The sequence below is a fragment of the Campylobacter gastrosuis genome, from assembly GCF_030249845.1.
GTDB classification, from domain to species: domain Bacteria; phylum Campylobacterota; class Campylobacteria; order Campylobacterales; family Campylobacteraceae; genus Campylobacter_A; species Campylobacter_A gastrosuis.
The window spans coordinates 129,191-153,865 of record NZ_JANURM010000004.1 but is presented as its reverse complement, the minus strand read 5'-3'; the positions used below and the strand labels follow the sequence as shown (position 1 = coordinate 153,865).

At 37.6% G+C, this 24,675-nt stretch carries 26 protein-coding genes; 2 read left to right on the top strand and 24 right to left on the bottom strand.

Going from position 1 to position 24,675, the window contains the following annotated elements:
• Positions 1–2: 2 nt before the first annotated feature.
• The 24 genes from NYG85_RS05575 to NYG85_RS05460 form a co-directional block, all read right to left on the bottom strand.
• Entirely contained in the window at positions 3–215 is a 213-nt protein-coding gene (locus NYG85_RS05575; RefSeq protein WP_284937520.1) for a DUF4006 family protein, read from the bottom strand.
• Positions 212–1,078, bottom strand: a complete 867-nt coding sequence (locus NYG85_RS05570) for a c-type cytochrome (protein WP_284937499.1) — start codon at positions 1,076–1,078, stop codon at positions 212–214. The genes NYG85_RS05575 and NYG85_RS05570 overlap by 4 nt, the downstream gene beginning before the upstream one ends.
• 1 nt (position 1,079) lies before the next feature.
• Positions 1,080–1,283 (bottom strand): cytochrome c oxidase, cbb3-type, CcoQ subunit, encoded by a 204-nt coding sequence (locus tag NYG85_RS05565; RefSeq protein ID WP_284937498.1) that lies wholly within the window; start codon positions 1,281–1,283, stop codon positions 1,080–1,082.
• A 9-nt stretch (positions 1,284–1,292) separates the two neighbouring features.
• The gene (gene ccoO, locus NYG85_RS05560) at positions 1,293–1,958 is read right to left on the bottom strand and encodes a cytochrome-c oxidase, cbb3-type subunit II (RefSeq protein ID WP_284937497.1); all 666 of its coding nucleotides are present in this window, start codon (positions 1,956–1,958) and stop codon (positions 1,293–1,295) included.
• Positions 1,951–3,441: a cytochrome-c oxidase, cbb3-type subunit I gene (gene ccoN / locus NYG85_RS05555; RefSeq protein WP_284937496.1), complete on the bottom strand. Its 1,491-nt coding sequence runs from the start codon at positions 3,439–3,441 to the stop codon at positions 1,951–1,953. Before ccoN ends, ccoO begins: the two co-directional genes overlap by 8 nt.
• 126 nt (positions 3,442–3,567) lie before the next feature.
• Positions 3,568–4,248, bottom strand: coding sequence for a response regulator transcription factor (locus NYG85_RS05550; RefSeq protein ID WP_284937495.1), 681 nt, complete (start codon positions 4,246–4,248; stop codon positions 3,568–3,570).
• Complete coding sequence (locus NYG85_RS05545; RefSeq protein ID WP_284937494.1) at positions 4,232–5,458, bottom strand: PAS domain-containing sensor histidine kinase; 1,227 nt, start codon at positions 5,456–5,458, stop codon at positions 4,232–4,234. Before NYG85_RS05545 ends, NYG85_RS05550 begins: the two co-directional genes overlap by 17 nt.
• Positions 5,451–6,101, bottom strand: a complete 651-nt coding sequence (locus NYG85_RS05540; protein ID WP_284937493.1) for a sulfite exporter TauE/SafE family protein — start codon at positions 6,099–6,101, stop codon at positions 5,451–5,453. Before NYG85_RS05540 ends, NYG85_RS05545 begins: the two co-directional genes overlap by 8 nt.
• Positions 6,101–7,219, bottom strand: coding sequence for a glutamine-hydrolyzing carbamoyl-phosphate synthase small subunit (gene carA / locus NYG85_RS05535; protein WP_284937492.1), 1,119 nt, complete (start codon positions 7,217–7,219; stop codon positions 6,101–6,103). The genes NYG85_RS05540 and carA overlap by 1 nt, the downstream gene beginning before the upstream one ends.
• The gene (locus tag NYG85_RS05530) at positions 7,219–7,770 is read right to left on the bottom strand and encodes a DUF507 family protein (protein ID WP_284937491.1); all 552 of its coding nucleotides are present in this window, start codon (positions 7,768–7,770) and stop codon (positions 7,219–7,221) included. Before NYG85_RS05530 ends, carA begins: the two co-directional genes overlap by 1 nt.
• Before the next feature lie 99 nt (positions 7,771–7,869).
• Entirely contained in the window at positions 7,870–8,166 is a 297-nt protein-coding gene (locus tag NYG85_RS05525) for a type II toxin-antitoxin system RelE/ParE family toxin (RefSeq protein WP_284937490.1), read from the bottom strand.
• A complete protein-coding gene (locus NYG85_RS05520; RefSeq protein WP_284937489.1) occupies positions 8,147–8,413 on the bottom strand; it encodes a hypothetical protein in 267 nt (88 codons plus the stop codon). Before NYG85_RS05520 ends, NYG85_RS05525 begins: the two co-directional genes overlap by 20 nt.
• Positions 8,414–8,462: 49 nt before the next feature.
• Complete coding sequence (locus NYG85_RS05515) at positions 8,463–9,038, bottom strand: MotE family protein (protein WP_284937488.1); 576 nt, start codon at positions 9,036–9,038, stop codon at positions 8,463–8,465.
• Positions 9,035–9,460, bottom strand: coding sequence for a flagellar export protein FliJ (locus tag NYG85_RS05510; protein WP_284937487.1), 426 nt, complete (start codon positions 9,458–9,460; stop codon positions 9,035–9,037). The genes NYG85_RS05515 and NYG85_RS05510 overlap by 4 nt, the downstream gene beginning before the upstream one ends.
• Positions 9,457–10,707, bottom strand: coding sequence for an adenylosuccinate synthase (locus NYG85_RS05505; protein WP_284937486.1), 1,251 nt, complete (start codon positions 10,705–10,707; stop codon positions 9,457–9,459). Before NYG85_RS05505 ends, NYG85_RS05510 begins: the two co-directional genes overlap by 4 nt.
• A complete protein-coding gene (locus NYG85_RS05500) occupies positions 10,704–11,573 on the bottom strand; it encodes an ATP phosphoribosyltransferase regulatory subunit (RefSeq protein WP_284937485.1) in 870 nt (289 codons plus the stop codon). The genes NYG85_RS05505 and NYG85_RS05500 overlap by 4 nt, the downstream gene beginning before the upstream one ends.
• Positions 11,570–15,724 (bottom strand): EAL domain-containing protein, encoded by a 4,155-nt coding sequence (locus tag NYG85_RS05495; RefSeq protein ID WP_284937484.1) that lies wholly within the window; start codon positions 15,722–15,724, stop codon positions 11,570–11,572. The genes NYG85_RS05500 and NYG85_RS05495 overlap by 4 nt, the downstream gene beginning before the upstream one ends.
• A gap of 68 nt (positions 15,725–15,792) precedes the next feature.
• A complete protein-coding gene (gene dapE / locus NYG85_RS05490) occupies positions 15,793–16,890 on the bottom strand; it encodes a succinyl-diaminopimelate desuccinylase (RefSeq protein WP_284937483.1) in 1,098 nt (365 codons plus the stop codon).
• Positions 16,887–18,797 carry an EAL domain-containing protein gene (locus NYG85_RS05485; RefSeq protein ID WP_284937482.1) on the bottom strand — a complete coding sequence of 637 codons (1,911 nt, stop codon included), beginning with the start codon at positions 18,795–18,797 and terminating at the stop codon, positions 16,887–16,889. The genes dapE and NYG85_RS05485 overlap by 4 nt, the downstream gene beginning before the upstream one ends.
• Positions 18,798–18,850: 53 nt before the next feature.
• Complete coding sequence (locus NYG85_RS05480; protein ID WP_284937519.1) at positions 18,851–21,055, bottom strand: endonuclease MutS2; 2,205 nt, start codon at positions 21,053–21,055, stop codon at positions 18,851–18,853.
• A complete protein-coding gene (locus NYG85_RS05475; protein ID WP_284937481.1) occupies positions 21,048–21,395 on the bottom strand; it encodes a hypothetical protein in 348 nt (115 codons plus the stop codon). The genes NYG85_RS05480 and NYG85_RS05475 overlap by 8 nt, the downstream gene beginning before the upstream one ends.
• The gene (locus NYG85_RS05470) at positions 21,392–21,898 is read right to left on the bottom strand and encodes a hypothetical protein (protein WP_284937480.1); all 507 of its coding nucleotides are present in this window, start codon (positions 21,896–21,898) and stop codon (positions 21,392–21,394) included. Before NYG85_RS05470 ends, NYG85_RS05475 begins: the two co-directional genes overlap by 4 nt.
• The gene (gene murC / locus NYG85_RS05465) at positions 21,895–23,202 is read right to left on the bottom strand and encodes a UDP-N-acetylmuramate--L-alanine ligase (RefSeq protein WP_284937479.1); all 1,308 of its coding nucleotides are present in this window, start codon (positions 23,200–23,202) and stop codon (positions 21,895–21,897) included. The genes NYG85_RS05470 and murC overlap by 4 nt, the downstream gene beginning before the upstream one ends.
• A 43-nt stretch (positions 23,203–23,245) precedes the next feature.
• On the bottom strand, positions 23,246–23,803 hold the full coding sequence (locus NYG85_RS05460) for a DNA-3-methyladenine glycosylase I (protein WP_284937478.1): 558 nt from the start codon (positions 23,801–23,803) through the stop codon (positions 23,246–23,248).
• A gap of 108 nt (positions 23,804–23,911) precedes the next feature.
• Between NYG85_RS05460 and NYG85_RS05455 the strand changes: the two genes are divergently transcribed.
• Positions 23,912–24,286, top strand: a complete 375-nt coding sequence (locus NYG85_RS05455) for a rhodanese-like domain-containing protein (RefSeq protein WP_284937477.1) — start codon at positions 23,912–23,914, stop codon at positions 24,284–24,286.
• A gap of 2 nt (positions 24,287–24,288) precedes the next feature.
• Positions 24,289–24,663 carry a rhodanese-like domain-containing protein gene (locus NYG85_RS05450; protein ID WP_284937476.1) on the top strand — a complete coding sequence of 125 codons (375 nt, stop codon included), beginning with the start codon at positions 24,289–24,291 and terminating at the stop codon, positions 24,661–24,663.
• Positions 24,664–24,675 lie beyond the last annotated feature (12 nt).

Here is a 24,675-nt window from a genome sequence, read left to right as displayed (position 1 = left end):
TTTTACTCCTTTATTTTTATGTGTTTTGCGTTATCTACGCTTTTTTGCTGGATAGATTTTGCGTTTTCTATCGTGTAAGGCTTGGTTGCCACATCTTGCTGTGCCATTATGCCAAGATAGGTTAAAACCCCTAAAATGCTTAATAAAAGCACGGTGGCTATAAGCATACCTGTAACGCCATTTAGTGCAAAAACTGATCTATTTGTATTCATTATTTACCCCTTGAAAGCGAAAGTATATACTCGCCGACAGCCTTTTGCTGAATTTCATTTAGCATAGTATCAAATTTAGGCATAACGCCGATGTTGCCCTCTTTGCCACGATTTAGCACCTCAACGACAAAGTCAGCCTTGCCATATTTTGTAAGGTCTGGGAATGTGCCGTCCATACCCTTGCTATCCTCGCCGTGACAAGCGGTGCAAGAAGCAGCATAAAGCTCTTTGCCTTGCTCAACAAGACCAGCATTTTTAGTCGTTTTGATGCCTGAAATTTCTTTTGCAACATAAGCTGCTATGGCTTTGGCTGAGCTAGCGTCGCCACCAAGACCAGCTGGCATTTCGCCACCCGGATAGCCCATACCTTTTGAGCCATTCATAATCACATCAAAGATAGCCTCTTCGCTACCCCAAACTTTTAGGTTAGCAGCCTTGCCGTTAATGCCATCGCCATTTACGCCGTGGCAGGCTGAACATTGAACCAAAAATATACCGCTACCCATATCGGCTAAGCCTTTTTTGTCTAAATTTGCGTGATCTTTTGCAAATTTTGCGTTATAGGCTTTTACTTCATCGTTATACTCGCCAATTTGCGAATATGAATTTAGCGGATAACCAGCTAAGAAATACCATATCGCCCACACCAAAACAAGCACGAAGCTAACAGCCCAGCCAAGTGGTAGGTTGTTTTTATACTCTTTAATGCCATCCCAGCTATCATCGCTTAGTGGCACATCAGCATCCTTTGCCTCTTTCATCTTGCTTACATATCTACCGACTATGCCGATTGTAAGGATAACAATCGCAAAAGCACCGATTAAAGATAGTAAATTTACATTATCTTCTATATTAAACCATTGCATATTAAAGCCCCTTTTTGTTTTGCTCTAAAACAACGCCGTTTATATCGTCATCAAGAGCTAAATTTGCATACTTTTCATAGTTTCGTCTGCCAGTTCTTTCTGATTTATAAAGATGATAAAAATATCCATATAAAACAAAGACCATAACGACAACTAGCGTAAAAAATCCATAAGCTTGAAGCTCTCTAATAGTCTGTGCATCCATTATAAATTCCTATTTTAGGCTATTTAGATAGGCTATAAGAGCTACAATTTCGCGAATTTCGCCCTTTTTAAAGGCTTGTTTTACGCTCTCATCTTTCATCTGATCAATAATAGCCTGAGCCTCAACATTTACCTGCTTTTTAGCATCTTCAAAGCTACCAAGTTTTGGCATACCCTCTGCATCATAAGGGACATTAAATACCTGCTTAACGGTAACTGCCTCAGCGTAAGCTGTCTCTATGTCGGCATTTTTGCTAAACATATGGTTATAAGCTGGCATAATTGAGCCTGGCACAACTGATGTCGGGTCTTTCATATGATTTTCGTGCCAATCGCTTGTTCTGTAATTACCAACGCGCCACAAATCAGGACCAGTTCTTTTTGAGCCCCAAAGGTGCGGTCTATCATAAGCATACTCGCCACTTAATGAATACATACCATATCTATCTGTTTCGCTCTTAAATGGTCGTATCATCTGCGAGTGGCAGGCGTTACAGCTCTCTTTGATATACACGTGGCGTCCAGCTAACTCCAAAACGCTATAAGGCTTTGTGCCTTCAACTGGTCTTGCACGATTTGCAAAGTCTGGTAAAATTTCAACGATACCAGCATAGGCTATTAAAACAAATACAGCCACAGCAAAAAAGAATGGATTTTTTTCTAACCAACTAAACATTTGCCACCTCCACGTTTGAGCGTCCGCCCATTGGTGTTGCATTTTTTGGCTCTGCTGTTAGGGCAGGAGCGTTTAATGATTTTAAAATATTATAAACAAAGATAAAGAAGCCAAGTAGGTATAATAAACCACCTATCGCTCTTATCCAATAATAAGGGATTAAAACTGAAACGGTATCAATAAATGAGTATAGCAACGTGCCGTATTCATCAGTAGCTCTCCACATCATACCTTGTGTGATACCAGCTATCCACATTGATGAGAAGTATAAAACGATACCTGTTGTTTGCATCCAGAATTGAATCTCCATTAGAGATTTTGAGTATAGCTCACGCTTAAACATACGTGGTGTCATATGATAAAGTGCTGCCATAATCATAAATCCAATCCAGCCTAACGCTCCGTCATGAACGTGTCCTGGTATCCAATCTGTGTAGTGTGCTAGTGCATTTACAGATTTAATTGATAAAATCGGACCTTCAAGCGTTGAGAACATATAGAATGTTGAAGCTAGAATCATAAATTTAATTAGAGGATTTTCACGTAATTGAACCCACTCGCCTTTCATTGTTAAAAGGATATTTATCGCTGAACCCCAAGACGGCAGGATAAGGACAACTGAAAATATTGAACCCATTGTTTGCATCCAGTCTGGTGCAGTCGTGTAAATAAGGTGGTGACCGCCAGCCCAAAGGTAGATAAACATAAGACCCCAAAACGAAAATAGCGAAAGCTTATACGAGAACACTGGCTGACCGCTCTCTTTTGGTAAGAAGTAGTAAATTTGAGCGATGATAGCAACGGTGAAAATGAAAGCAACAGCGTTGTGTCCAAACCACCACTGAACTAGGGCGTCATTTGTACCAGCATACATTGAAACCGAGTGTAACCACGAGCCGTGTCCAGAGATTAGGCGAGTTGGCACCTCCATATTATTAAATAGGTAAAGCATAGCAACGCCAAGAAATGTCGCTATAAAATACCAAACAGAGATGTAAAGTGTCTTCTCACGGCGAATTCCAATAAGCCCAAAAATGCTAATGCCCCAAAGCACCCAAACCACGACTACAAGTAGGTCAAGTGGCCATTCAAGCTCTGAGTATTCTTTTGATGTGCTAACACCAGCAAATAGCGAAACCACCGCAAGTGCGATGAGTATAATATAAAGCCAAAAGTGAAGCTTACCGATAAACATCAAAAATGGCGACTCGCTCATTGATACTTTAAGGACGCGCTGTCCTATGTAATACCAAGTTGAGAATATGCCAGATAGCATAAAGCCAAAGATGATGCCATTTGTGTGAAGCGGTCTAAGACGTCCGAATGTAGAGTATTCGCCCGCTATGTAGTTTAAGTCTGGATATGCCATTTGAAACGCTATAACAACGCCAAGAAGCATACCGACTATGCCAAAGATTAGCGTAGAAAACATAAAAAGCTTGGCTACGCTGTAATCATAACTTAGGTTCTGACCAGGTTGCATCAAAGTCCTCCTTATTAAATTTATATTAACTAATAATATAAGTTTCGTTATTTTAGAATAAAAAAAATATAAATAAACTTAAAATTTATACTTTTATATTACTTATTTGTAATTTTTTTGTCATTTCTAAGAATTTGCCTCAATTTTATACCCAAGCCCTGGTGCATTTTTTATAAAATTTGCCCCAACCTTATCTCGTATGCGTTTTACAAACGTCCTAATCGCCGCCTCGCTCACGCTCTCGCCTATCCAAACTACATTTTTTATCTCATCGTGAAGCACGATTGTGCCAAGTCGCTTAATAAGCAACGAAACAAAGGCTAACTCCTTTTTTGTCAGCGAAATTTCTACGCCATCTTTTACTAAAACTCGCTTAGTTTTGTTAAAACTATATCCATCTGAAAGCTGTATATCATTTGTGCTTTGAATTTTTTGCGTAGCAACAAGCTCAATCGTGGCTAAAAATTCCTCCATATCAATCGGTTTTAACACGTATTTATCCACGCCAACATCAATGGCTCTTAAAAGCTTCTCCTTCTCGCTGTGTGCTGAAAGTGCGATGATTGGCGTGTCGCTTGAAATTTTCTTTATCTGCTCTGTCATTTCAAGTCCGTCCATAATCGGCATTGCAATGTCGCTAATGACCATATCTGGATTATATTTTTTGAATTTTTTAAGCCCCTCATCGCCATTTTGTGCGGTGATGATATTTGAAAATTCATCGCTTAGCACGTCTTGCATAAGCTTTCTAGTTTCGCTCTCATCCTCAACGATTAGAATCGTTAAATTTTTAAGCACCTTGCTCATTGTCCCCTCCTTTTAGTGGTAGTTTTATCTTAAAACAAACCCCGTTATTTTCATTTTTCACGTTTATTTGTCCTTTTAATCTATCAATTATCAATTTTGACATATAAAGCCCTATGCCAGTGCCTTGCGATGAGTGCTTGGTAGTAAAATATGGCTCAAAAATTTTATTTACAATCTCATCTGAAATTCCACCAGCATTATCACAAATAACGATAACTGCGTGGCTTTCATTTTTAAAAATTTTAATCTCAACCAAGCGATTTTTTATATCACGCTCAATAAATGCGTCCTTTGAGTTATTAAGCAAATTTATAATAACCTGCGTAAGTTGCGACTTGTAGCCAAAAATTTCGCTATCAAACTCAATCTTTACATTTACCTTTATATCGTGCTTTTCAAGTGTGCCTTGCACCATTAAAAGTGAGGCTGAAATCGCTGATGATATGCAAAAAAGCTCTGGGTCTTTTTGGCTTAAAAAGAAGCTCCTAAAATCCTCAATGGTGTTTGACATATTTTTGATGATGTCCTTGCAGTGGTTGTAAGTTTCATCAAAATGCTCCCTGTCCTTTTTAATCTTAAACAACGCAATGCCAAGCTCATTTAGGGGCTGACGCCACTGATGAGCGATATTGGCTATCATTTCGCCCATTGAAGCAAGGCGACTTTGCACGAGCAAAATTTTTGTCTTTTCTTCGTTTTTAGCTATCTCGCTATTGATAATGTCTTGCAAATTCTCATTTAGCTCTCTAAGCTGTTTTGTCTTATCTTTTACCCTGATTTCAAGGCTTTCGTTTAGCCTTTTTAGGCTCTCTTCTTGTTTTAAAAGCTGTTCGTTTAGGTTGATTAAATTTGTAATATCGTAGCGAATCGCTACAAATTCCTCAATCTCGCCCTTTGAGTTTAAAATCGGCGAAATTGTTGTGTTTAGATAAACGGTTTTGCCGTCTTTTGTGAGATTTTTTGCGATGCCTTTATAGACACGCTTGGCTAAAATCGTCCCCCAAAGCACCTTAAAATTTGAAGCAGGGACATCTGGGTGGCGGACAATGTTGTGATTTTTGCCGATTAGCTCATCTTTTGTGTAGCCACAAATTTTGCAAAACTCGTCATTTACAAATGTAATAATGCCGTTTATATCGGTCTTTGAAACAATGTTGCTCTCTTCAATTGCGTGTTGATACTGCTTAAACCTAGCCTTAATATCATCCATTTGCCATAAACCCCAAAAATGCAAGATAAATTCCGTTTAAAATGACTATAAAAATAGAAATTTTAAACATAAAATCTCTTAATCTCTCCCCCAAAATTCTCAAAAAATAGCTCAAAAACAGCATACTAAACAGCGTAGAAACGCCAAAAACTGCCATAACTAACGCACCTTTTAGTGGCTGTGCTGCTAAAATGGCTTGGGCTAAAAAATAATAGACCAAACCGCAGGGCAAAAGCCCATTTAAAAAGCCAAAAATGGCAAAATTTACAAGTCTATTTTTGCCTTTTAGGCTAAAAATTTTTGCCGTTATTGCTCGTGAAAGTCGCTCATTTTCTATAAATTTTAAAAGCGTCCCACGAAAAAATAGAGCAACGCCGATAAAGACTAAAACCAGTCCAACGACAAAAAATAGCGTCGCCCTAGCCTTTGGCGAAGCGATAAAAATACTACCAAAAGCACCGCTAAATGCACCAAGCAAAATGTAGGCAAAAATGCGTGAAAGCTGATAGATAAGCAAGGACGCATTTGGCTTGCCGTTTGATAAATTTTGCAAACTTACAAATCCGCCACACATAAAAATGCAGTGGCTAAAACTACCTAAAAATCCAACCCAAAATGTAACAAAAAGCGTAAATTCTTGCATCAAAGCATATCTATAAACTGCCTAAAAATATACTTGCTCTCGTTTGGTCCGCCACTTGCTTCTGGGTGGTGCTGGACTGAAAATACTGGATAATCCTTGTATTTTACGCCCTCAATTGTGTTATCAAACAAATTTCTATGCGTTATAACCGCTACTTCTGCTATGCTTTCAGGCACGTTGTAGTTGTGATTTTGCGTGGTTATCTCAACCGATTTTGTTTGTAAATTTAGCACTGGGTGATTTGCACCGTGCTGTCCAAATTTTAGCTTGTAAGTCGGATAACCAAAGGCGTTTGAAAGCAGTTGATGACCTAAGCAAATACCAAAAATAGGCACTTTGGCGTCAATTAGCTTTTTAATTTCATTAATCTCGCTTACTAAATTTTTTGGCTCTCCAGGTCCATTTGATAAAAATACGCCATTAATCTCGCCATTTCTAAACTGCTCAATTAAAATTTCAGCCTTAATATCGTGCGGATAAACACTTACTTCAAGTCCGACTTCACAAAGCTCGTTTAGGATATTTCGCTTCACGCCATAATCAATCACAGCGACCTTTTTACCGCTAGTTTGTAAATTTTTATAGCGTTTTTCGCTCACGCTCCAAGCGGCGTTTTCGTGCGTGTAGGGCGTGGTTGTGCTTACGATTTTTACGTAGTTTGTCTGTGCTATCGTCCCGGCGTTTTCTAGCTTTTGTTTTAGGCTCTTTGGGTCGCTATCAGTCGTTGAGATAAACGCCATTAAAGCGCCCTCATCTCTTAGCATTTTGGTTAAAAATCTCGTATCAATGCCATAAACGCCAAATTTGCCCTGCGATTTAAACAGCTCATCAAGCGTCTGTTTTGACCTGAAATTTGATACAAATTCGTTGTAATTTCGCATTAAAATGCCACTTGCGTGAATTTTTGTGCTTTCATTATCATCATCGTTTGTGCCGACAATGCCAATCTCAGGCATCGTAAAAACGACAAACTGCCCAGCATAGCTAGGATCAGTGGCGATCTCTTGATAGCCAGTCATTGAGGTGTTAAAAACAAGTTCGCCAGCACACTCACCACTAGCTCCAAACGCCTTTGCCTTTAAAAAAGTGCCGTTTTGAATATAAATGTAAGCGTCCATTAAAGCATACCTCTTTTTTTAAGCTCATCTTGATATAGTTTTTCAAAAACTAGGTTGTATTCTTCGGTGCCCGGTATTAGCTTTCGCTTGTAGTTTTCAATCTTATCAAGCACCTCATCTTCAATCTTTTCGTAGGTTTTTAAGTAGCTATCAATTGAGCCGTAAATAACGTTTTTAATGCGGTTTTCAGATACGTTAAACTCAATTAAATTCTCATCTAAGAGCTTGTTTAAAATTTTATGAGCGACATTGCTAAATCTGTCCTCGTAGGTCAAAATCACGCCAAATTCAGCCGAAAGCTTCTTTTTAATAAGCCAGAACATATTTTTTCTATCAACTTGCATAAGCTCCATTTCATCTTCATTGCTCTGCATAAGCTCATTTACACGCTCTTCTAATGCTCTTTCTTGTTTAACATCTGTTGTTAAAATTTCATCTGCTATCTTTGTAACTGGCTCAATGCCACCAAGTAGCTTTACAAAGCCTGAATTTAGCATATCAATAGCGATTTTATGAGCTATGTATGGTGTGTGTGGGAGTTTTATCCGCATAATTTACCTTTGTATTTTTTAATGTATTTTAACCAAATAAAGGTAAAAAATGCGTTAAAAATTTAATAAATTAAAAATAAAACACATTAAAGTTATTAATCACTCTTTAAAATCTATTTTTGGCTGATTTTCTTTGTAGATAAAAAGTATTGTAATTGTGCTAGTTTCGTTGTTTATGTGATATGGGATTACATATCCTTTAAATATCAAATCGCGGACGTTTTTGTTGTTTATGTCTAAATTTTTGCGAAAACTATATGGCATATCTTTTATTTTTTGTGTTTTTATTATAAGCTCATTGTAAAAAATTATAGCTCTTTCTATGCTGTCTTTTGCTATAAAATTAAAAATTTCACCTATTTCTTCTTGAAATCTTTCAGAGTAGATGATTTTCATTTGCACCTAACTTAATTAATAACTTTCTCATTTGTTGCTTAAATTCATCTTCACTGATACATTTTAAATCGCCACTCTCTACCTTTGTAACCAGCTCTTTTAAATTGTCTATATCTTTTTTGCTTGTGGTTTTGTTGATATTTTTATACTCTATTTCGTGTGTTGGGTCTATTATTTGCATAAAAGCACTTATGGCTTGTGCTATTTGCGGGTTTGGGTTGCTTGTTGTGATTGTGATTGTTTGCATTTTTTATCCTTATTAAAAACGTGATAGATTATAGCATACTTTTATTGTGTTAATTATCTAAATTTAGCACGTTGCCACTTGGAGCAGAAAAGCTCTCATCTTTAATCTCATCTTTAAACGGCGGGCCTTTGGTAAGCATTTGAGTGATTTCTGATGCCTTTGCTGGTTGCATTTTTGCCATTATGGCTGAAATTTTCTTTGGCTCTAAGGCATACATAATCGCCGCTGCCTTTGCCACGCTCATATCGCTTAAAATATCAGCGGCGGCTTGGTCTTTCATCTTGGCGTAACTTGCACTTACTTTATCGGTTGTCATCGCCCTTAGCTCATCTAAAATTTTCTGATTTGCAATAATTTGCTCATCAATCTCTTTTCGCTTTTTCTCAACCTGCCTTAAAGTGGCGTTTATGTCGCTCTCTTTTTTATTTAGCCTAGCAAAATTTTCATCATAAAGTGCCTTTGTGCTAGCACGAAATGCTTCAAGTGCTTGACGCTCTTCATCAATGACGTCAATCTCTTTTATTATCTCAGCCTTTCTAGCTTCAAAAATTTGCGTGCAATCAACTGGGATTTCATAGCCGTGTAAAGTGATAAAGAGTGTCAAAAAAAGTGCGATTTTTCTCATAAATTTCTCATATTTTGGGCAAATTTTATCGTGGCAAACTCATCAAGCAAAAGCTCTTCTTTGCGTTTTATCTCTTTTAATTTTTGCTTTATCTCCTCATCTTTTAAAAATTTCATCTTCTCATAATCAAGATTTGCATTTTTGTATTGATGAGTGAAGTGAAGTAGCTCTTTTTTGGCGATTTCAAGCCGTTCATTTAGGCTTAAAACCTCACTTCTCATTATCTTTAAAAGCTCTAAATTTTGATTTAACTCGCTGATATTACCCTGTTTTGGCAGGGCAAAACTATCTAAATTTGCCCTTGCCTGATTTAGTTTAGCTTCGTAGTTAGCCACATTTAAACGAGCCTGTGCGACTTTGGCTTCGGCTCTATCAAGGGCTTGTTTTTTTACATTAACTACTTGGCTAAATTTGCTTTTCATCTTATTATCGTGTCGCTTCGCTCTGGACTTGTTGAGATTAGACCGACCTTAACGCCAGTAAGCTCTTCAATGCGTTCAATGTAGCGTTTTGCGTTGGTTGGTAGGTCATCGTAGCGTGAAATTCCAGCCGTTTTATCCCAACCAGCAAGCTCTTCATAAATCGGCGTTGCGTTTTGTAAATCGGTCGGGACGTAGTCAATGATTTCGCCCTTGTATTGGTAGGCTTTGCAAATTTTAACTCGCTCAAAGCCATCAAGCACATCAAGCTTCATAAGTGCGTATTTATCCACCGCATCAAGGCGTGATGCGTAGCGGACGCTAACGGCGTCAAACCAGCCACAACGCCTTTTTCTGCCAGTTGTGGTGCCAAATTCCTTGCCAACTTCACAAAGCCTGTCGCCATCAGCACAATTATCTTCTGTCGGGAATGGTCCAAAGCCAACTCGCGTTGAATACGCCTTAATAACGCCAATAACATCGCCTATCTCTTTTGGATTTAGCCCTAGTCCCGTGCAAGCACCAGCACTTATGGTGTTTGAGCTTGTTACGTATGGATATGTGCCGTGGTCAATATCAAGCAGTGTGCCTTGTGCGCCTTCTAAAAGCACCTTTTTGCCCTCATCAATGGCTTGCCAAACCATCATTGTCGTGTTTGCAATAAATGGCGTTAAAACATCTTTATAGCGTTTTAAATCGGCTAAAAGCTCACTGCTATCTGGCTTTTGAATGCCTAGTGCGTCATAAACGGCTTTGTTTGTTTCAAAGTCGTTTAAAATCGCTTCACAAAGCCTTTCTGGCTCTAAAAGCTCGCCAACTCTGTGTCCGCTACGGCTGACTTTATCAGCATAAGCTGGTCCGATGCCTTTACCTGTCGTGCCGATTGCATTTGCGCCTTTTAAACGCTCTTTGGCTTGATCAACTAGGCTGTGATAGCTTAAATTTAAGTGTGCCTTGTCGCTTATAAAAAGTCTGCCTTTTATATCGTCAAATTGTGCCATTTCAGCGATTAAAACCTCTGGATTTACCACGACGCCGTTGCCGATAATATTTATAATATTTTTATGCAAAACTCCGCTTGGCAGAAGGTGAAGTGCATATCTTGTGCCATCAACCCAAATTGTGTGTCCAGCGTTGTGTCCGCCCTGAGAGCGACACACCATATCGTAATTTGCCGCTAACATATCAACTATCTTACCCTTGCCCTCATCGCCCCACTGGACACCTACGACTATATCAGCCTTTCTCATATCTCTCTCCTTGTGTTTTGATTTTCTATTAAAGCGTCTGTGTAAATTGCAAAACCACTGCTAATTTCGCCATTGATTTCGTAATTACCGCCACCTGCTAAGATTGAATTTTGATTTAAAAACCTAAAAAATAGGCTATCGTAATATCTCATTTTTGAGTAATAAAGTGGCACTAGGCGTAAATTTTTATGCTCTGTGCTGTTTGCTAAAATTTTTAACTCATTTAGCGGATTTTTTAGCTCATCTGGGGCTAAATTTATTGCCTCATCAAGCTCATCTTTTGTGCTTAAAAGTGCGAGTTTTGAAAGCCAGTTTATGTTTAAAGATAGAATTTTTTCAAGCTGGATTTTCTCAAAAATCTCAATATCAACGCCTAAAATTTTTGCTATCGTTTTTGGAATTTTTATGTTACTAAGCTGTAAAGTGGCGTCAAAATTAAACTCATCAAGTAGCGATTTTACCATATTTACGCTATTTGCTAAATCAATCTCGCCGATAATTTCGCCACCGATTTGATAAATTTCAGTGCTTGGGTAGCGAAAAACTGGCTGAATGTAAAACCACTTTTTATTAAGCGCGTCTTTAAGTCTAGCCCTAACAATCCTAACCACATCAATCGTGCTATCAGCCCTTAGGCTTATCTCGTGATTTGAGTGGTCGCTAAATCTTAAAAGCTCAGTGGGCGAAACGCTTAAATGCTGATGATACGAAAAAAACGGAGTTAAAATCTCGCTAAATCCGTTGTTTATTAAAATTTCGCTCGCCCTTTGTTCTATTTGGCGTTTTAACGTGGCACTTTTGCCAAAATATAGTCTGCTACCGACTGGAATTTCGTGCTCATATACGTTTAAATTTTCGTTTTTCACTCTGCCTCTTTTTCTTTGTTGCTAAAATCTAAAATTTTCATACACATAATGTTTGCAAGGCGTGCAAGTTGCAGTGCCTTTGTCTTATCATCGCTAGTTAGGCTCTCAATTAAATTTTCAGCTATCTCTTTGTGATGATTTGGCTGGGTTTGCAGGTGAGTTAGCATTTCACGTCTAAGCCCATCAAAGCTCTCCTCATCGCTATTAAAGTCCTTGTTGATTATGTGAGTGATGATATTTTGGGCAAATTCTTTAAGCATAATGCAGTCTTTTAAAATATCAAAACGCTCATTATCAATCACTAAATCTAAATCCAGCCCTTCAATGCCCTTAAATTCATATCCAGCGACCCTTTCAGCCGACATTGGCTTTTCAAAGAAATTGCCCTGAAATGTGTAAAATCCAAGTCCGATTAAAACCCTAAGAGTGCTTATATCTTTTAAATTTTTAATAGTTGCTGACTTGCTAAAAATGTCGGATAAATTTTTAAGCATTCTAACGGTGATGAAAGCTTTTTGATTAAAAAACATATAAGAACAGATATTTTTATCAATCTTAATCTTGTCAATTGGCAGGAGTTCAAGAGCGTCAAAACTGCTCGAACGAGAGGCGAAATCATCAAGGATAAATTGCACGCCAAAGCGTTTGTATTTTTGTAAAAATTTACTTGCGTATTCTAAATCTGGCGTTGAGTTTGCGTCAATAATCTCAATTTGAAGCGACTTTGAATCAAGCGTATCATCTTGTGCGATTAGTGCCTTAAATCTGTCAAAAAAGCTATCTTTGCAGAGCTGTTCTATGCTTAAATTTACGCCTACTTTTACGTAATTGCCGTTTTTTGCCCACTCTTTTTGATCGTTTAACGCCTGTTTAATTGAGAAAAATGCCAAATCATCAATGACATTTTGGCGTTTAATGAGTGGGAAAAAGTCGTTTGGATAGATTGTTTTGCCATCTTTTCTCCAACGCAAAAGTGCCTCGTAGCTTGTTACGGTGTTTGTTTTTATGTTAATTTCTGGCTGATACTCTAAGAAAAATTCGTTATTTTCAAGGGCGGTTAGAATTTTATTGTTATCTTCGTATTGACTTTTGAAATTTCTATCTTTTGTGTTATCAAAAATGTAGTAGCGATTTTTACCTGCTAATTTTGCCTGATACATTGCCCAGTCGGCTTGTTCTAGCAGGTTTTCAGGGCTTACTAGGTTATCAACGCTTCTCATACTCACGCCAATACTAGCACTTATGCTTAAACGCACATTATCATCGTAAAAGACCTCGCCAGATGCGATACTTAGCATATTTTCTACTATCTCATAGACCTCACCAGCCTTTTCGTATAAAATAATGGCGACAAACTCATCGCCACCGATACGCGCAAACATATCTCTCTCATCAAAAAGCGTGTCAATGTGAGATGAAATTTCAACTAAAAATTTATCCCCAGCCTTGTGTCCGTAAGTGTCGTTTATCCCCTTAAATCCATCCATATCAAGATATGCAATGGCGACCTCTTTGCCGTCTTTTTTAGCCCTGATGACCTCTTCAAGCTTTTGCGAGAATAAGAAGCGGTTTGGCAGTTTTGTAAGTGGGTCGTGATAGGCGATATGCTCTAAATAATCCTGTGTGCTGTTACTTTCTGAAACATCTGACATAACGGCAACGTAACAAATCGTAACGCCGTTTGAATCATTTAGCGAGGTTAAATTTGCACTCTCTAAATAGTCCTCGCCGTTTTTGTGTCTAAACCACAATTTGCCGTGCCACCTGCCAAATTTATCGGCAGCTTCAAGGGCTTTTGCAAACTCCTCGTTGTCGTTTAGCTTTGATTTTAAAAGCGAGATATTTGAGTTTAAAAGCTCATCTCGTGAGTAGCCACTACTTCTTGATAGCTCGTTGTTTGCGTCAATTATATTCCACTGAGTGTCAAAAACGATAATGCCCTCTTTTGAGTATGAAAACAGCCTTGCTGCTAAATCCTGATACAAAAATGCGACCTTTTTATCGGTTACGTTTTCGGCAATACCGCTAATTATTGTTGGTTTTGAGTTATCATCAACTTCAATGACCCTTGCGTGAATGTGAAGCCAGATTATATTTTTATCAAGCGTGTAAAATCTCACATCGCCAGAATAAACGCCCTTATCTGCTTCAATTTTTGAGAAAAAGCCTGCAAAATCGGTAAATTCATCAACCAAAATGGCTCTCATCATATCTTTATCAATGTTTAAATCGCTTAAATTTGTGTAGCCTAAAATTCCAGCAAATGTGGCATTTGTCTTAATTGAGTCGGTTTTTGCGTTGTATTCAAGACTTGCTGCACTTGTAGCCCAGATGATATTTTTGTGAAATTTTAGTTCGCTTTCGTATCGCTCTTGCATTGTGTAATGCTCTTGATAGTCGCTAAACATATAGACAATACCGCTAAAATCGCCGTTTTCATCGCGTAAATACTTAATCTCGGCTTTAAATGGGACGACTTGCTTTGTCTTTGTGATGAGTTTTACGATGAAATTTATGCTATCTGTGGTGTTTGTAACGTTTGTAAAGACCTTTTTGTGAAGTTCTATCTCGTTTGTGAAATTTAGCTTATCGCTTTGTGCGATTATCTCTTTTAAATCAAAGCCTTCAACTAAGAGCTTGTCATAGCTAATGTTAAATGTATTTTCAATGTTTTGAGTGGCGTATTTGATGATAAATGGTGCTTCTTTACTGGCGACCATTATTATGTTTTTAAATTTTGAAACGAGCTGTTGTATGCTCTCGCTACTCTCTTGTTTTCTCATATCATAACTGACATCATCAACAATCATAAAGATATATTTGCTATCTTTTAGCGTTAAAATATCGGCTTTTACGCTTACTTCAACTTCGCTGCCGTTTTTTAGGTTATGCTTTGTGATAATGCTAAAATTTTTGCTCTTATCTTCAATGACCTTTCGCCTGTCAAAGACCATTTCATTAAAGCCAACGGCTGAAATTTCGCTCATATTTGTGCTTAAAATCTCTTTGTAAGTGTAGCCATAAAATTCTAATGCTCTATGGCTTGCATCAACGATAGCACCGCTGTAAGCGTCATAAACCAAGATCACAAGCGGACTTTTTTCAAAGATATAACCAAAGCGAGTTTTATACTCATCAAGGGTAAATTTCGCACTATCAATTTCGCCATAAAGTATTGAAATTTGGCTATTTATCGTGTTTAGCTCACTTAAATACTGCTCGCCGTTTGGTCTTTTGCTCTTGTCTTTTAAAAATGAGATTGTAGCTTCAATTGGATTTATAAATTTATCCAGTGCAAATTTTAAGTTTGCCTTGCTCCAAAGTGTGTAAAAAACGATAGCTAAAAAACCAAAAAGCAATACAAGAAATCTAGCCAAAACCGCACCGCTTTTTGTCGCTTCGGTTACGACAAAGACATTGTATTTCTCCATATATTCAGACAAAGTAGCCTTTGTGTTTAATATATCAAAATCCACGTCCTTATTTCTAATAAACATCTCGTCAATTACGTTTGTATCGCTGTAAGTTTCTACGTTGTATCCGCTATTATCTCTATCGCCAAAGAGATAGTTGCCGTTGTAATCCACCACGTAAGCTACTCTGTTTTTTTCGCTTAAAAAGCTTTTGATATTTGTAGCGATATAGTTTTTATCCACTTCGGCTACGAGTTTAAAGCCGTTGCCAATATCATAAGCGACAAAAAATGTGCTTAACTGCTTATTTTTAAAGATAAAATCAGAGATGATATATCTACTCTGCCTTAACTCATCAAGCCACGGCAGGTCAAAATCTATCTCATTTGCACCCTCAAACTGCCTTTTATAGACGACTTTTAGACTTGGATTTACGACATAAAGTGCCTTAAAAAACATTGAAATATCTTCATCGCTGATGATTTTTAGTGCTTCTGAATCCTGCTGTGCTTCAATTAATTTTGCGTAAAATTCAACCCTATTTGCTATCTCTGAAAAGCTGTAATTTATGGAATTTTGGATTTCAAGATTAAATGAGCGAAGGTCGTATTTCATCTCATCAGTCTTTGAAAATGTAACATAAAACAAAAACATAAGCGTCGTAAGAAGCACGACAGCATAAGATACTAAAAAGCGACTGGCTACGCTAGAATAAAGACTACTTGATTTTTTAAACATTTTACTAACAAAACCTTTATAAAATTTTCACAAAATGGCAATTTTAACAAATTATATTATAACTTTATTTAAAATTTTGCCAAAAATTTCTCAAAAATCGCACAAAGGTCGCTGACCTCTTGCTCTTTTACCCTCTCATTGACTGCGTGAATGCGGTCGTTTATTACACCAAATTCAGCCACTTCTACGCCAAATTCAGCAAAATATCTAGCGTCGCTCGTGCCACCTTTTGTGTTTAGCTCTGGGCTGATATTTAGCACCTCGCTCACGCTTTTTGCTAAATTTTTAACCACAAGGCTGTTTTTATTTGTCAAAAACGGCTTTGAGCTTTGCTTTAAATTTAGGCTAATTTCAAGCCCTTTGCATAAATTTCTAATGTAAGCGTCTAAATCATCAATGCTTGTTAAATTTGAGTTTCTTACATTAAACATAATCCTAACTTCGCTTGGAGTTACGTTACAAACCTCAATCCCACCACGAATATCGGTGATGATGATTTGACTTTTATCAAAAAATTCACTGCCATTATCAAGCGAAAAACTTGCAAATTTTGGCAAAATTTGTGCTAATTGATGAGCTGGATTTACGCATTTTTGCGGATAGGCAACGTGCCCTTGAACGCCTTTTATCGTTAAAACGCCATTAATTGACCCGCGTCTGCCGACCTTTATCGTGTCGCCAAAAACGGCGTCGCTTGTAGGCTCGGCAACGACTGCAAAATCTGGCAAATCGCCGTTTTTTTGCATAAATTTTAGAGCCGTTTTTGTGCCAAAAATAGCATCGCCCTCTTCATCACTTGTTAAGATGATTGAGATTTTGCCGTTAAAATTTTTAATGTTTTTACAAGCACACAAAAAGGCAGCCACGCCACTTTTCATATCCTGAGCACCACGTGCATAAATGTAGCCGTCTTTTAAGAGCGGACTAAATGGCTCACTCTCCCAGCCCTCGCCCGGTGGCACGACATCAATGTGTCCGCCAAAGGCTAAATGAACGCCATTCTCGCTAAATTTTTTGGTTAAAATTAGATTTTTTACGCCGTTTTCATCAACCCTAGTCGCGCTAAAATCATCCATAAATTCGCAAATAAAATCAAAAGCACCGCCGTCATCTGGCGTAATTGAGCGAAATTTTAGAAGTTTGGTTAAAAGCGAAACGGCATTCATTGGATATTACCTGTTGGCACGCCAAGATAAAAGCCCTGAAATTCATCAACGCCAAGCTCTTTGCAAATATCAAAAATATCCTTTGAATGCACAAATTCCGCAATCGTTTTAATCCCTAAATCCCTAGCAAAAGATACAATCGCACGAGTAATCATATATGAATCGTGATTTATATCAATATTTTTGATGAGCGAACCATCAATTTTAATGTAATCTGGTCGCATTTTTAAAATATAGGCAAAGTTTGAGTAGCCTGAGCCAAAGTCATCAATGGCGATTTTTGCACCCATATTTTTAACCTTTGCGATAAAATTCTCAACCCTTTCAACGCTGTCTAAATTCTCATCTTCAACCAGCTCAAAGACGATCCTGTCGGCAACTCTGTGCTTATTTAAAAGCTCTAAAAGCCACGAGCTAACATCGCCGTCAAGCATATCTCTACCGCTTAAATTTATAGATAAAATGAGCTTTTCATTCTCTTCTAAGCGATTAATGTTTTGTGAAATTACCATTTTTTGTAGCTCGGCGTAGCGTTTTATGCGTTTTGAGGTGTCAAGAAAGATATGTGGCGAAAATATCTCGTCGCTGCTGACAATCCTAACTAGGCTTTCGTATTTTAAAATTTCGCCATTTGCGTTAAAAATCGGCTGATAAAACGGCACGATATTTTTGCTAACCATAGCTTGTCTTATCATATTTGAACGCTCAATTTGCTCGGCGTATTCGCCTTTTTGGGTTAAATTTTTAAAGTAGGCGGCGTAGTCTTTTTTGTTTTGTTTTGCCATTTTTAGGGCTGTGGTGGCTTTCATTAGAGTATCTTCTGTTTCAAGCGCAAAGCCGATAGTCGTATGCACCTCAATTTCAAGCATTTTTTCGGTTTTTGGGTCTTTTACCTCAATTACTCGCCCCTTAAACCTGCCAGTAATCGCCTCGGCTATCTCTTCATATCTTGACATATCCATCTCTTCATTTTCAGCCAAAACAAACTGGTCAGCACCGATACAAAAGGCTTTCATACTCACTTCGTTTGCAAATTCTTTGATTAAATTTGCCATACAAATTAGGATATTATCACACACCTCTTTGCCGTAATAATCATTCATTCTGCCAAAATCATCAATGTCAATGATAATAACCTTTGGGTCTTTAATCTCGCTAAGATAGTCCATAAGCTTGGATTTATTGGCTAGTTTTGTCATCGGATCAACATAAAGCTGATTTTTGACATAGCGTAAATTTCGCTTTAAGCTGACCTTGTTTTTGATATATTCAGCCCTTAAATCAAAATATCTATTTAGCCCCCAAATCACAAACACAATAAAAAGCGCACAGCCGATAGATGAGAGAAAAAAGGTCGGCACCATATTTTTTATAAACCACTCTTTAAATTCAGGGTCTTTTATATTTGTTATCGTGTGTGGCAAAAACTGCCTAATACCTATAACATAGTCGCCAACGCCGTAAAATAGGCATACTTTAACCTTGTTTTCAGGCAAAATTTCTCTATCGTAATACTTGCTAACAAAGCTGTGATTTCTAAGCCCAGAACAGCCATATCGTGAAAAAATGCTATCCTTGCCTAAACTTTGCTGTCTGTCGTTTGTGTAGATTAAATCAAGCTCGTTTTTAGCGTCTTTTTTAAATAGATACAAAGAATTTATTATATTTATTTGTGCTGTTTTTTCTTTAAACACATCTATATCGTAACCTGATTTAACAAGTTCATCCATTACAATATGAAGTCTCATATCTATTCTTTGGTCATAGTCTTTGACGCTAAATGTCGTTGCGTTTATGTATTTGTAGTAAAAAACGAGTGAATTTAATGTGATAAAAATAAAAATCGTGACAATACTTGCTATGAAAATCGCATTAGTTTTTTTACTTTTTAACTTATCAGTAATCATATAAAACCCCTAAAATTATCGCTAAATTGTATCATTTGTTTTTAAAATTTTGGCTAAAACCGCACGATTTTTGCACCAAATCCACCTTGATTTGGCGGAGCGTCAAAAAATTCTCTCACACTTGGGTGTGATTTTAAGAAATTTTTAACTGCAAAAGCAAGCTTACCAGTGCCTATGCCGTGATAAACACTAACCTCTTCAAAGCCCATAACTAGGCTATCTGAGATGAATTTATCAAGCCTATCAATCGCCTCATCAGCCCTAAGTCCGTGCAAATCAAGCACAACATTTGCCGATTTTGGTTTTTGCACCTTTATATTTACCTTTGGTTTAGTTTCAGCTTGGACTGGGTTGCCGTTTTTCTTTAATAAATTTAAAGGCACTCTAAGCTTAATCCCATCGCTTTGAATCATCGCCTCATTTTTTGAAATTGATAACACAACGCCTTTGATTTTTTCATACCGAACGCTATCGCCGATATTTAAAATTTCTACCTTTTTAATCTCTGGTTTTGCGATATTTGTTTTGGCTTCATTTGCCCTATTTATCGCTCTTTGCTTCTCTTTTGTGTCGCTTAGTTTTACAGCATTTTTTGCCTCGTTTATAGCGTGAAAATACTCCCTTTCAAGGCGTGAGATTAGCTCATTTACACGTGTTTCATCTTTTTCTTTTTGGCTCTTTAAATTTTCAATCAAGCTATCAAGTTTTTGCTCTTTCTTAAAATTTTCATCTAATTTTATTTTTAATTCTGCTTCTAAATTTAGCGTTTTTGAGATGATTTCATTTAGGTTTTGTTTATCTAAACCATACTCTTTTTTCGCCTCTGCTACTAAATTTAAAGGTATGCCGTAACGCTCAGCCGTTTCAAAAGCGTAAGATTTGCCTATCGTGCCTTTTAAAAACTCAAATTTTGGGCGTCTTACCGCCTCATCATAAAGCGCAGCCACCAGCTCAACCTCGCTATTTTTTGATAAAAGCATAGCTAGGCGTTTGTGATGAGTTGTGATTATCATCTTGATATTTTGCTCAATTAGCTTTGAAATTAGCACGCTATAAAGACTGGCTGCCTCTTCAAAATCGGTGCCAAGCTCTATCTCATCAATGCCGATAATTAGGGACTTTTTGCCAAAAAGCTTTGAAAAACTTAGCATTCTACCGGCAAAGGTTGAGATGTCGTTTTTGACATTTTGTGGGTCTTCAATGATTGTTTCATAATCCTTAAAAACGCCGATTTTACTGGCGTTTGCGTCAATTTTCATCGGCAAAAGATACTTTGCTAGAAGTGAGGCTGTGATGATTGATTTTAAAAGCATTGACTTGCCACCAGCATTTACACCGGTGATTAAAAGCACAGATTTTGTAAAATCAACGCTTATGCTTTTTGGGTTTTTAAGTGCTGGGTGGGCGAAATTTTTAAGTCTAATGTCGCTTGAATTATCTGGTAAAACAAAATCAAAATCGCACGATTTGGCTAAATTTACACGTGCCTGATAGCTGTCAAAAATATCAAATGCGTTGTTTATAAATTTCAAAAACGGCAGCGACCTTGACATAATGGCACTAAACTTTTTTGCATACTCATATGTAACTTCTTCACGCCTATCAAGTAGCTCGCTCTGCTCCTTTTTTAGCCGTTCAATCGCACTTGGCAGGACATAAAAATATCCGCCACTGCTTCTAGCTGCCACGACGCCTTTAAGGGCGTGATTAAAGCCACCGCGGACTAGGAGCGTTTCACTTTCATTTACAAAATGCACCTGCGTATCAACCAAATATGGCGTTATGCTTTTTGTGTAGATTAGTCGCCTAATCTCGGCGTCAATCTGCTTTTTTTTCATTTCAAGTGAGCTTTTAATCTGCACAAATCGCTCATCAATGCTATCTTTTAACTGGGCGTTTTTATCAAACGAAGCCCCAATCTCGTTCATCGCTGGTAAAATTTCAATCTTTAAAAGCCACTCGCCAAGCTTGTCATCAAAATTTAGCGTCTTTAAGTAGCTAAAATAGTGCAAAATTTTGGCAAACTCGCCAATCTCATTAATACCTAAAACTGCCTGTTTTGAGAGCCTAATTAGTGCATCATCAAGGTTTAAAACGCTTGGCGGGGCGTTAAATTCGTGGCGTGAAAGCTCTATGATATTTTTAAAATGAATGTTTCTGTCGCCTTGTAAAAATATCGGTTTTTGGCGTGCTAAAAATGCGTTTAAACGCTCTAAATACTCGCCTAAATCAAGCTTTAAAAATATCTCATCAATCATATTTGCACTTTGAAATTTCAATTATCACGCCGTTTAACTCGCTAATGTTTCGCTTTGCAACAAAACACGCCGTGCCAAATTCGTAGTTAAATCTGTCGTTTGTAACGTTAAAATCGCCACATTTTATCACTTTGCCCTGCTTAAATGCGTTTAAAATTTGCATATTTTTCTCGCTTTTATCATCAAAACTGCTCTGATAAAAGTAGGCAAACGCCAAAAATAGCAGTAAAAATAGGCTTAAAACGCCCTTTAATTTTTTGCTTAAAAACTCATTTTTTAGCGACCAAATCGCCCAAAAAAGAAGCCCCAATGCAGCAAAAACGAGCAGGTATCTTATCATTTTATCTCCTTTAACGCCCTGATTATCTCATCATAAAGTCGTGGCTGTTTTGCCGTTTTTTTAAAGAGTAAATTTATGGTTTGTGGCGTGAGATTTGGCTTTTTTGATAGCTCTTTAACGCACAAATATGGGGCGTTTAAAAGCATATTTTCAATCTGAATGTCATTTAGGCTCTGGTGCCTTGCTAGGGCGATTAGGACGTCTTTTTTAGCACTTTTTATAAGCTCATCTTTTTGTATGTCATCTAAAATTTCGTTTCTGATTTTTTCTAAAATTTCATTCTCGCTTTTTTCATCTTTTGGTATCTCTTCGTTTAATTTTGTGTTTAATTTAGCCGAAATTTCAGCCTCAACTTCGGCTTTTGCCCTAACCCAGTCGTTGCCACTTTCGCTTTTAAGTGAGCCAAACTCCAAGCCCAAACGCTCATAAATTAACGCTCTAAGCTCATCATCATCGCTTTTTTCATCAAGATTTTCATCGCCAAGCTCTAAAATTTCGCTCATTTATTGCCCCTTAATAAAACGCTAATGTCCCCAGCCCCAAAGCCAATGACAATGCCATCATCAAGGCGGTGCTTAACGCCAAACTCATCATCAAACTCAATGGCTTCATCAACCCTTGAAATTTTATCGGTAAAAATCGGGTCGTAAGCCTTGAAATTCTCCTTCATATCAATCTCAACCGGGCTTTCACCAGCAGCATAAACTGGCATAATCACAAGCTCACTAACGCCCTTAAAACACTCACTAAATCCCTTTAAATTCGCACTAAGTCTTGTGTATCTGTGTGGCTGAAAAATGGCTACAACACGCGTAATGCCAAGCAGTTTTGCGTATTCAAAGACCGAGTTTAGCGTGGCTTTTATCTCGGTTGGATGATGAGCGTAATCATCAATTAAAACGTAATTTTTACTTGCGTATAAAATATCAAAACGCTTTTTTATGCCCTGAAAATTTAGTAAATTTTGCTTTATTGTTTTAAGTGGCAGCTCATCAAGTGCTGCTAGGATTGCCAAACTAGCGTCAATTGCGATATGCTCGCCCATACCAAAGACCTCAAATTTACCTAAATTTTTAAGGTTAAAGCTAGTAAATGGCTGATAATCACGAACAACCATACTTAAATCCGTAATATCCGTGCTTGGATTTAGCCTAATTGCGTCAATTTTAAGCGTGGCTAAAAACTCATCATCGGCATTGATAACTCGCACCTTTGCGCGCTCTAAAAAGCCACGATAAGCAGCGTGAAATTTAGCCAAATCATAATCGTAATGCTCCATATGTTCTGGCTCTGCGTTTGTTACGATTGCTAGATATGGGTTTGAGTTAAGAAAGCTTGAATCGCTCTCATCGGCTTCAAAAACGACATTTTGGCTCGTTTCATAACGCATATTTGAGCCAAACTGCTTTGAGATAGCACCGATAATCGCCGAGCCTTCAATAAGTGCGGCTAACATCGCCGTAGTCGTGCTTTTGCCGTGTGCGCCAGCGACTGCAAAGACCTTTTTATCATCAAGCACGTAAGGCAGGGCTTCTTTTCGTGAAAGACACTTTATGCCACGCTCTTTTGCGGTGATTAGCTCAATGTTATCATCTTTGATCGCTGCTGAATAGACCACAAAATCCTGATCTTTTATCGCCTCTTTTGAGTGTGGCGTGATGACCTCAATGCCCTCATTTTCAAGCTCTTTTGTGATTTTGCTCTCTTTTATGTCGCTGCCACTGATTTTATGACCCTTTTCGTTTAAAAACCTAGCAATCGCACTAATGCCAATGCCGCCGATACCGATAAAATGCACCTTTTTCAATTCACGCCTTTAAAATTTTTAGCCGATTTTAACCAAAATTTGCTTAACCTTTAAATTTAAAACAATAAGCCAAATGCTCGCTTATCACGCCAACTGCTTGTAAAAACGAGTAAATCGTGGTGCTACCGACAAATTTAAATCCACGCTTTTTCATATCCTTTGAAATTTCATCGCTTAAAGGGCTTGTGGCGTTTATTTGGCTTAAATTTTGCGGTTTTAAAACTATTTGTTTATTATTTATAAAACCCCAAATATATGCGTAAAATGAGCCAAACTCGCTTTGAATTTTCATAAACGAAACTGCATTTTGGCTAAGCGATTTTAGTTTTAGGCGGTTTTTTAAAATTTTGTCATTTTGCATTAAAATTTCAACCTTTTTATCATCATAAAGTGCGATTTTATGATAGTCAAAATCATCAAAAGCCACTCTCATCGCCTCACGCTTTTTTAAAATCGTGTGCCAACTAAGCCCGGCTTGCATAGTTTCAAGCACTAAAAATTCAAACAAAACACGCTCATCACGCACAATTTCGCCCCACTCATCATCGTGATACGCCCTGTAAAGCTCGTCCTTTTCGCACCACTCGCAACGTTTTTTCATAAAATGCCTTTGAAATTTTTATCGCTATTTTATCAAAAATCTAAGTTATTAATTTATTAAGTTTTTTATGCTAGATTTTCACTAAAATAAAAATTTTAAGGAGAGAGTATGAAGCGATTTTTACTACCATTTGCCTGTTTTTCATCAATTTTTGCACAAATTAACGTCCTTGAAGCAACGCCTGAAAATGTCGCAAAATTTGAGCAGATTATAGATGTCAGAACGCCTGAGGAGTGGCGAGAAACTGGCATTATCAAGGGTGCAAAGACAATCTCACTAACACAAGATAAAGAGAGATTTTTAAACGAAATCAAAGCCAATGTGGATTTAAAAAAACCAATAGCAATCATCTGCCGAAGTGGTCGTAGAAGCGATTTTGCCGCACGTATGATTGACGGCGATGGGTTAGATATAACAAATTTAGATGGTGGTATGAGCCATTTAATCAATCTTGGTTACGAAACTACACCTTATAAGGATTAGCCGTGAGAAAAATTCTGCTTTTATCATCGTGCCTATTTTTGGCGTTTGGCGATATAAAAATTTTGCCAGCAACACCTGCAAATATTGAGAAATTTGATCAAATCGTAGATATTAGAGTGCCTGTTGAAAGGCGTGAAATGGGCATTATTAAGGGTGCAAAACTTGTTGATTTTAGCAAGGATAAAGATAAACTTTGGGGTGATATTAGTGCTCAAATTGACACTTCAAAGCCGTTTGCTCTAATCTGTCGTGGCGGACGTAGAAGTAAATTTGTAGCCGAGCTTTTGGATGCTCCGGGGCTTGATATTACGATATTTGAAGGCGGTATTAAAAAGCTAGTAGAACAAGGCTATATCACTACGCCTTATAAAGACTAAATTTGCTACGAT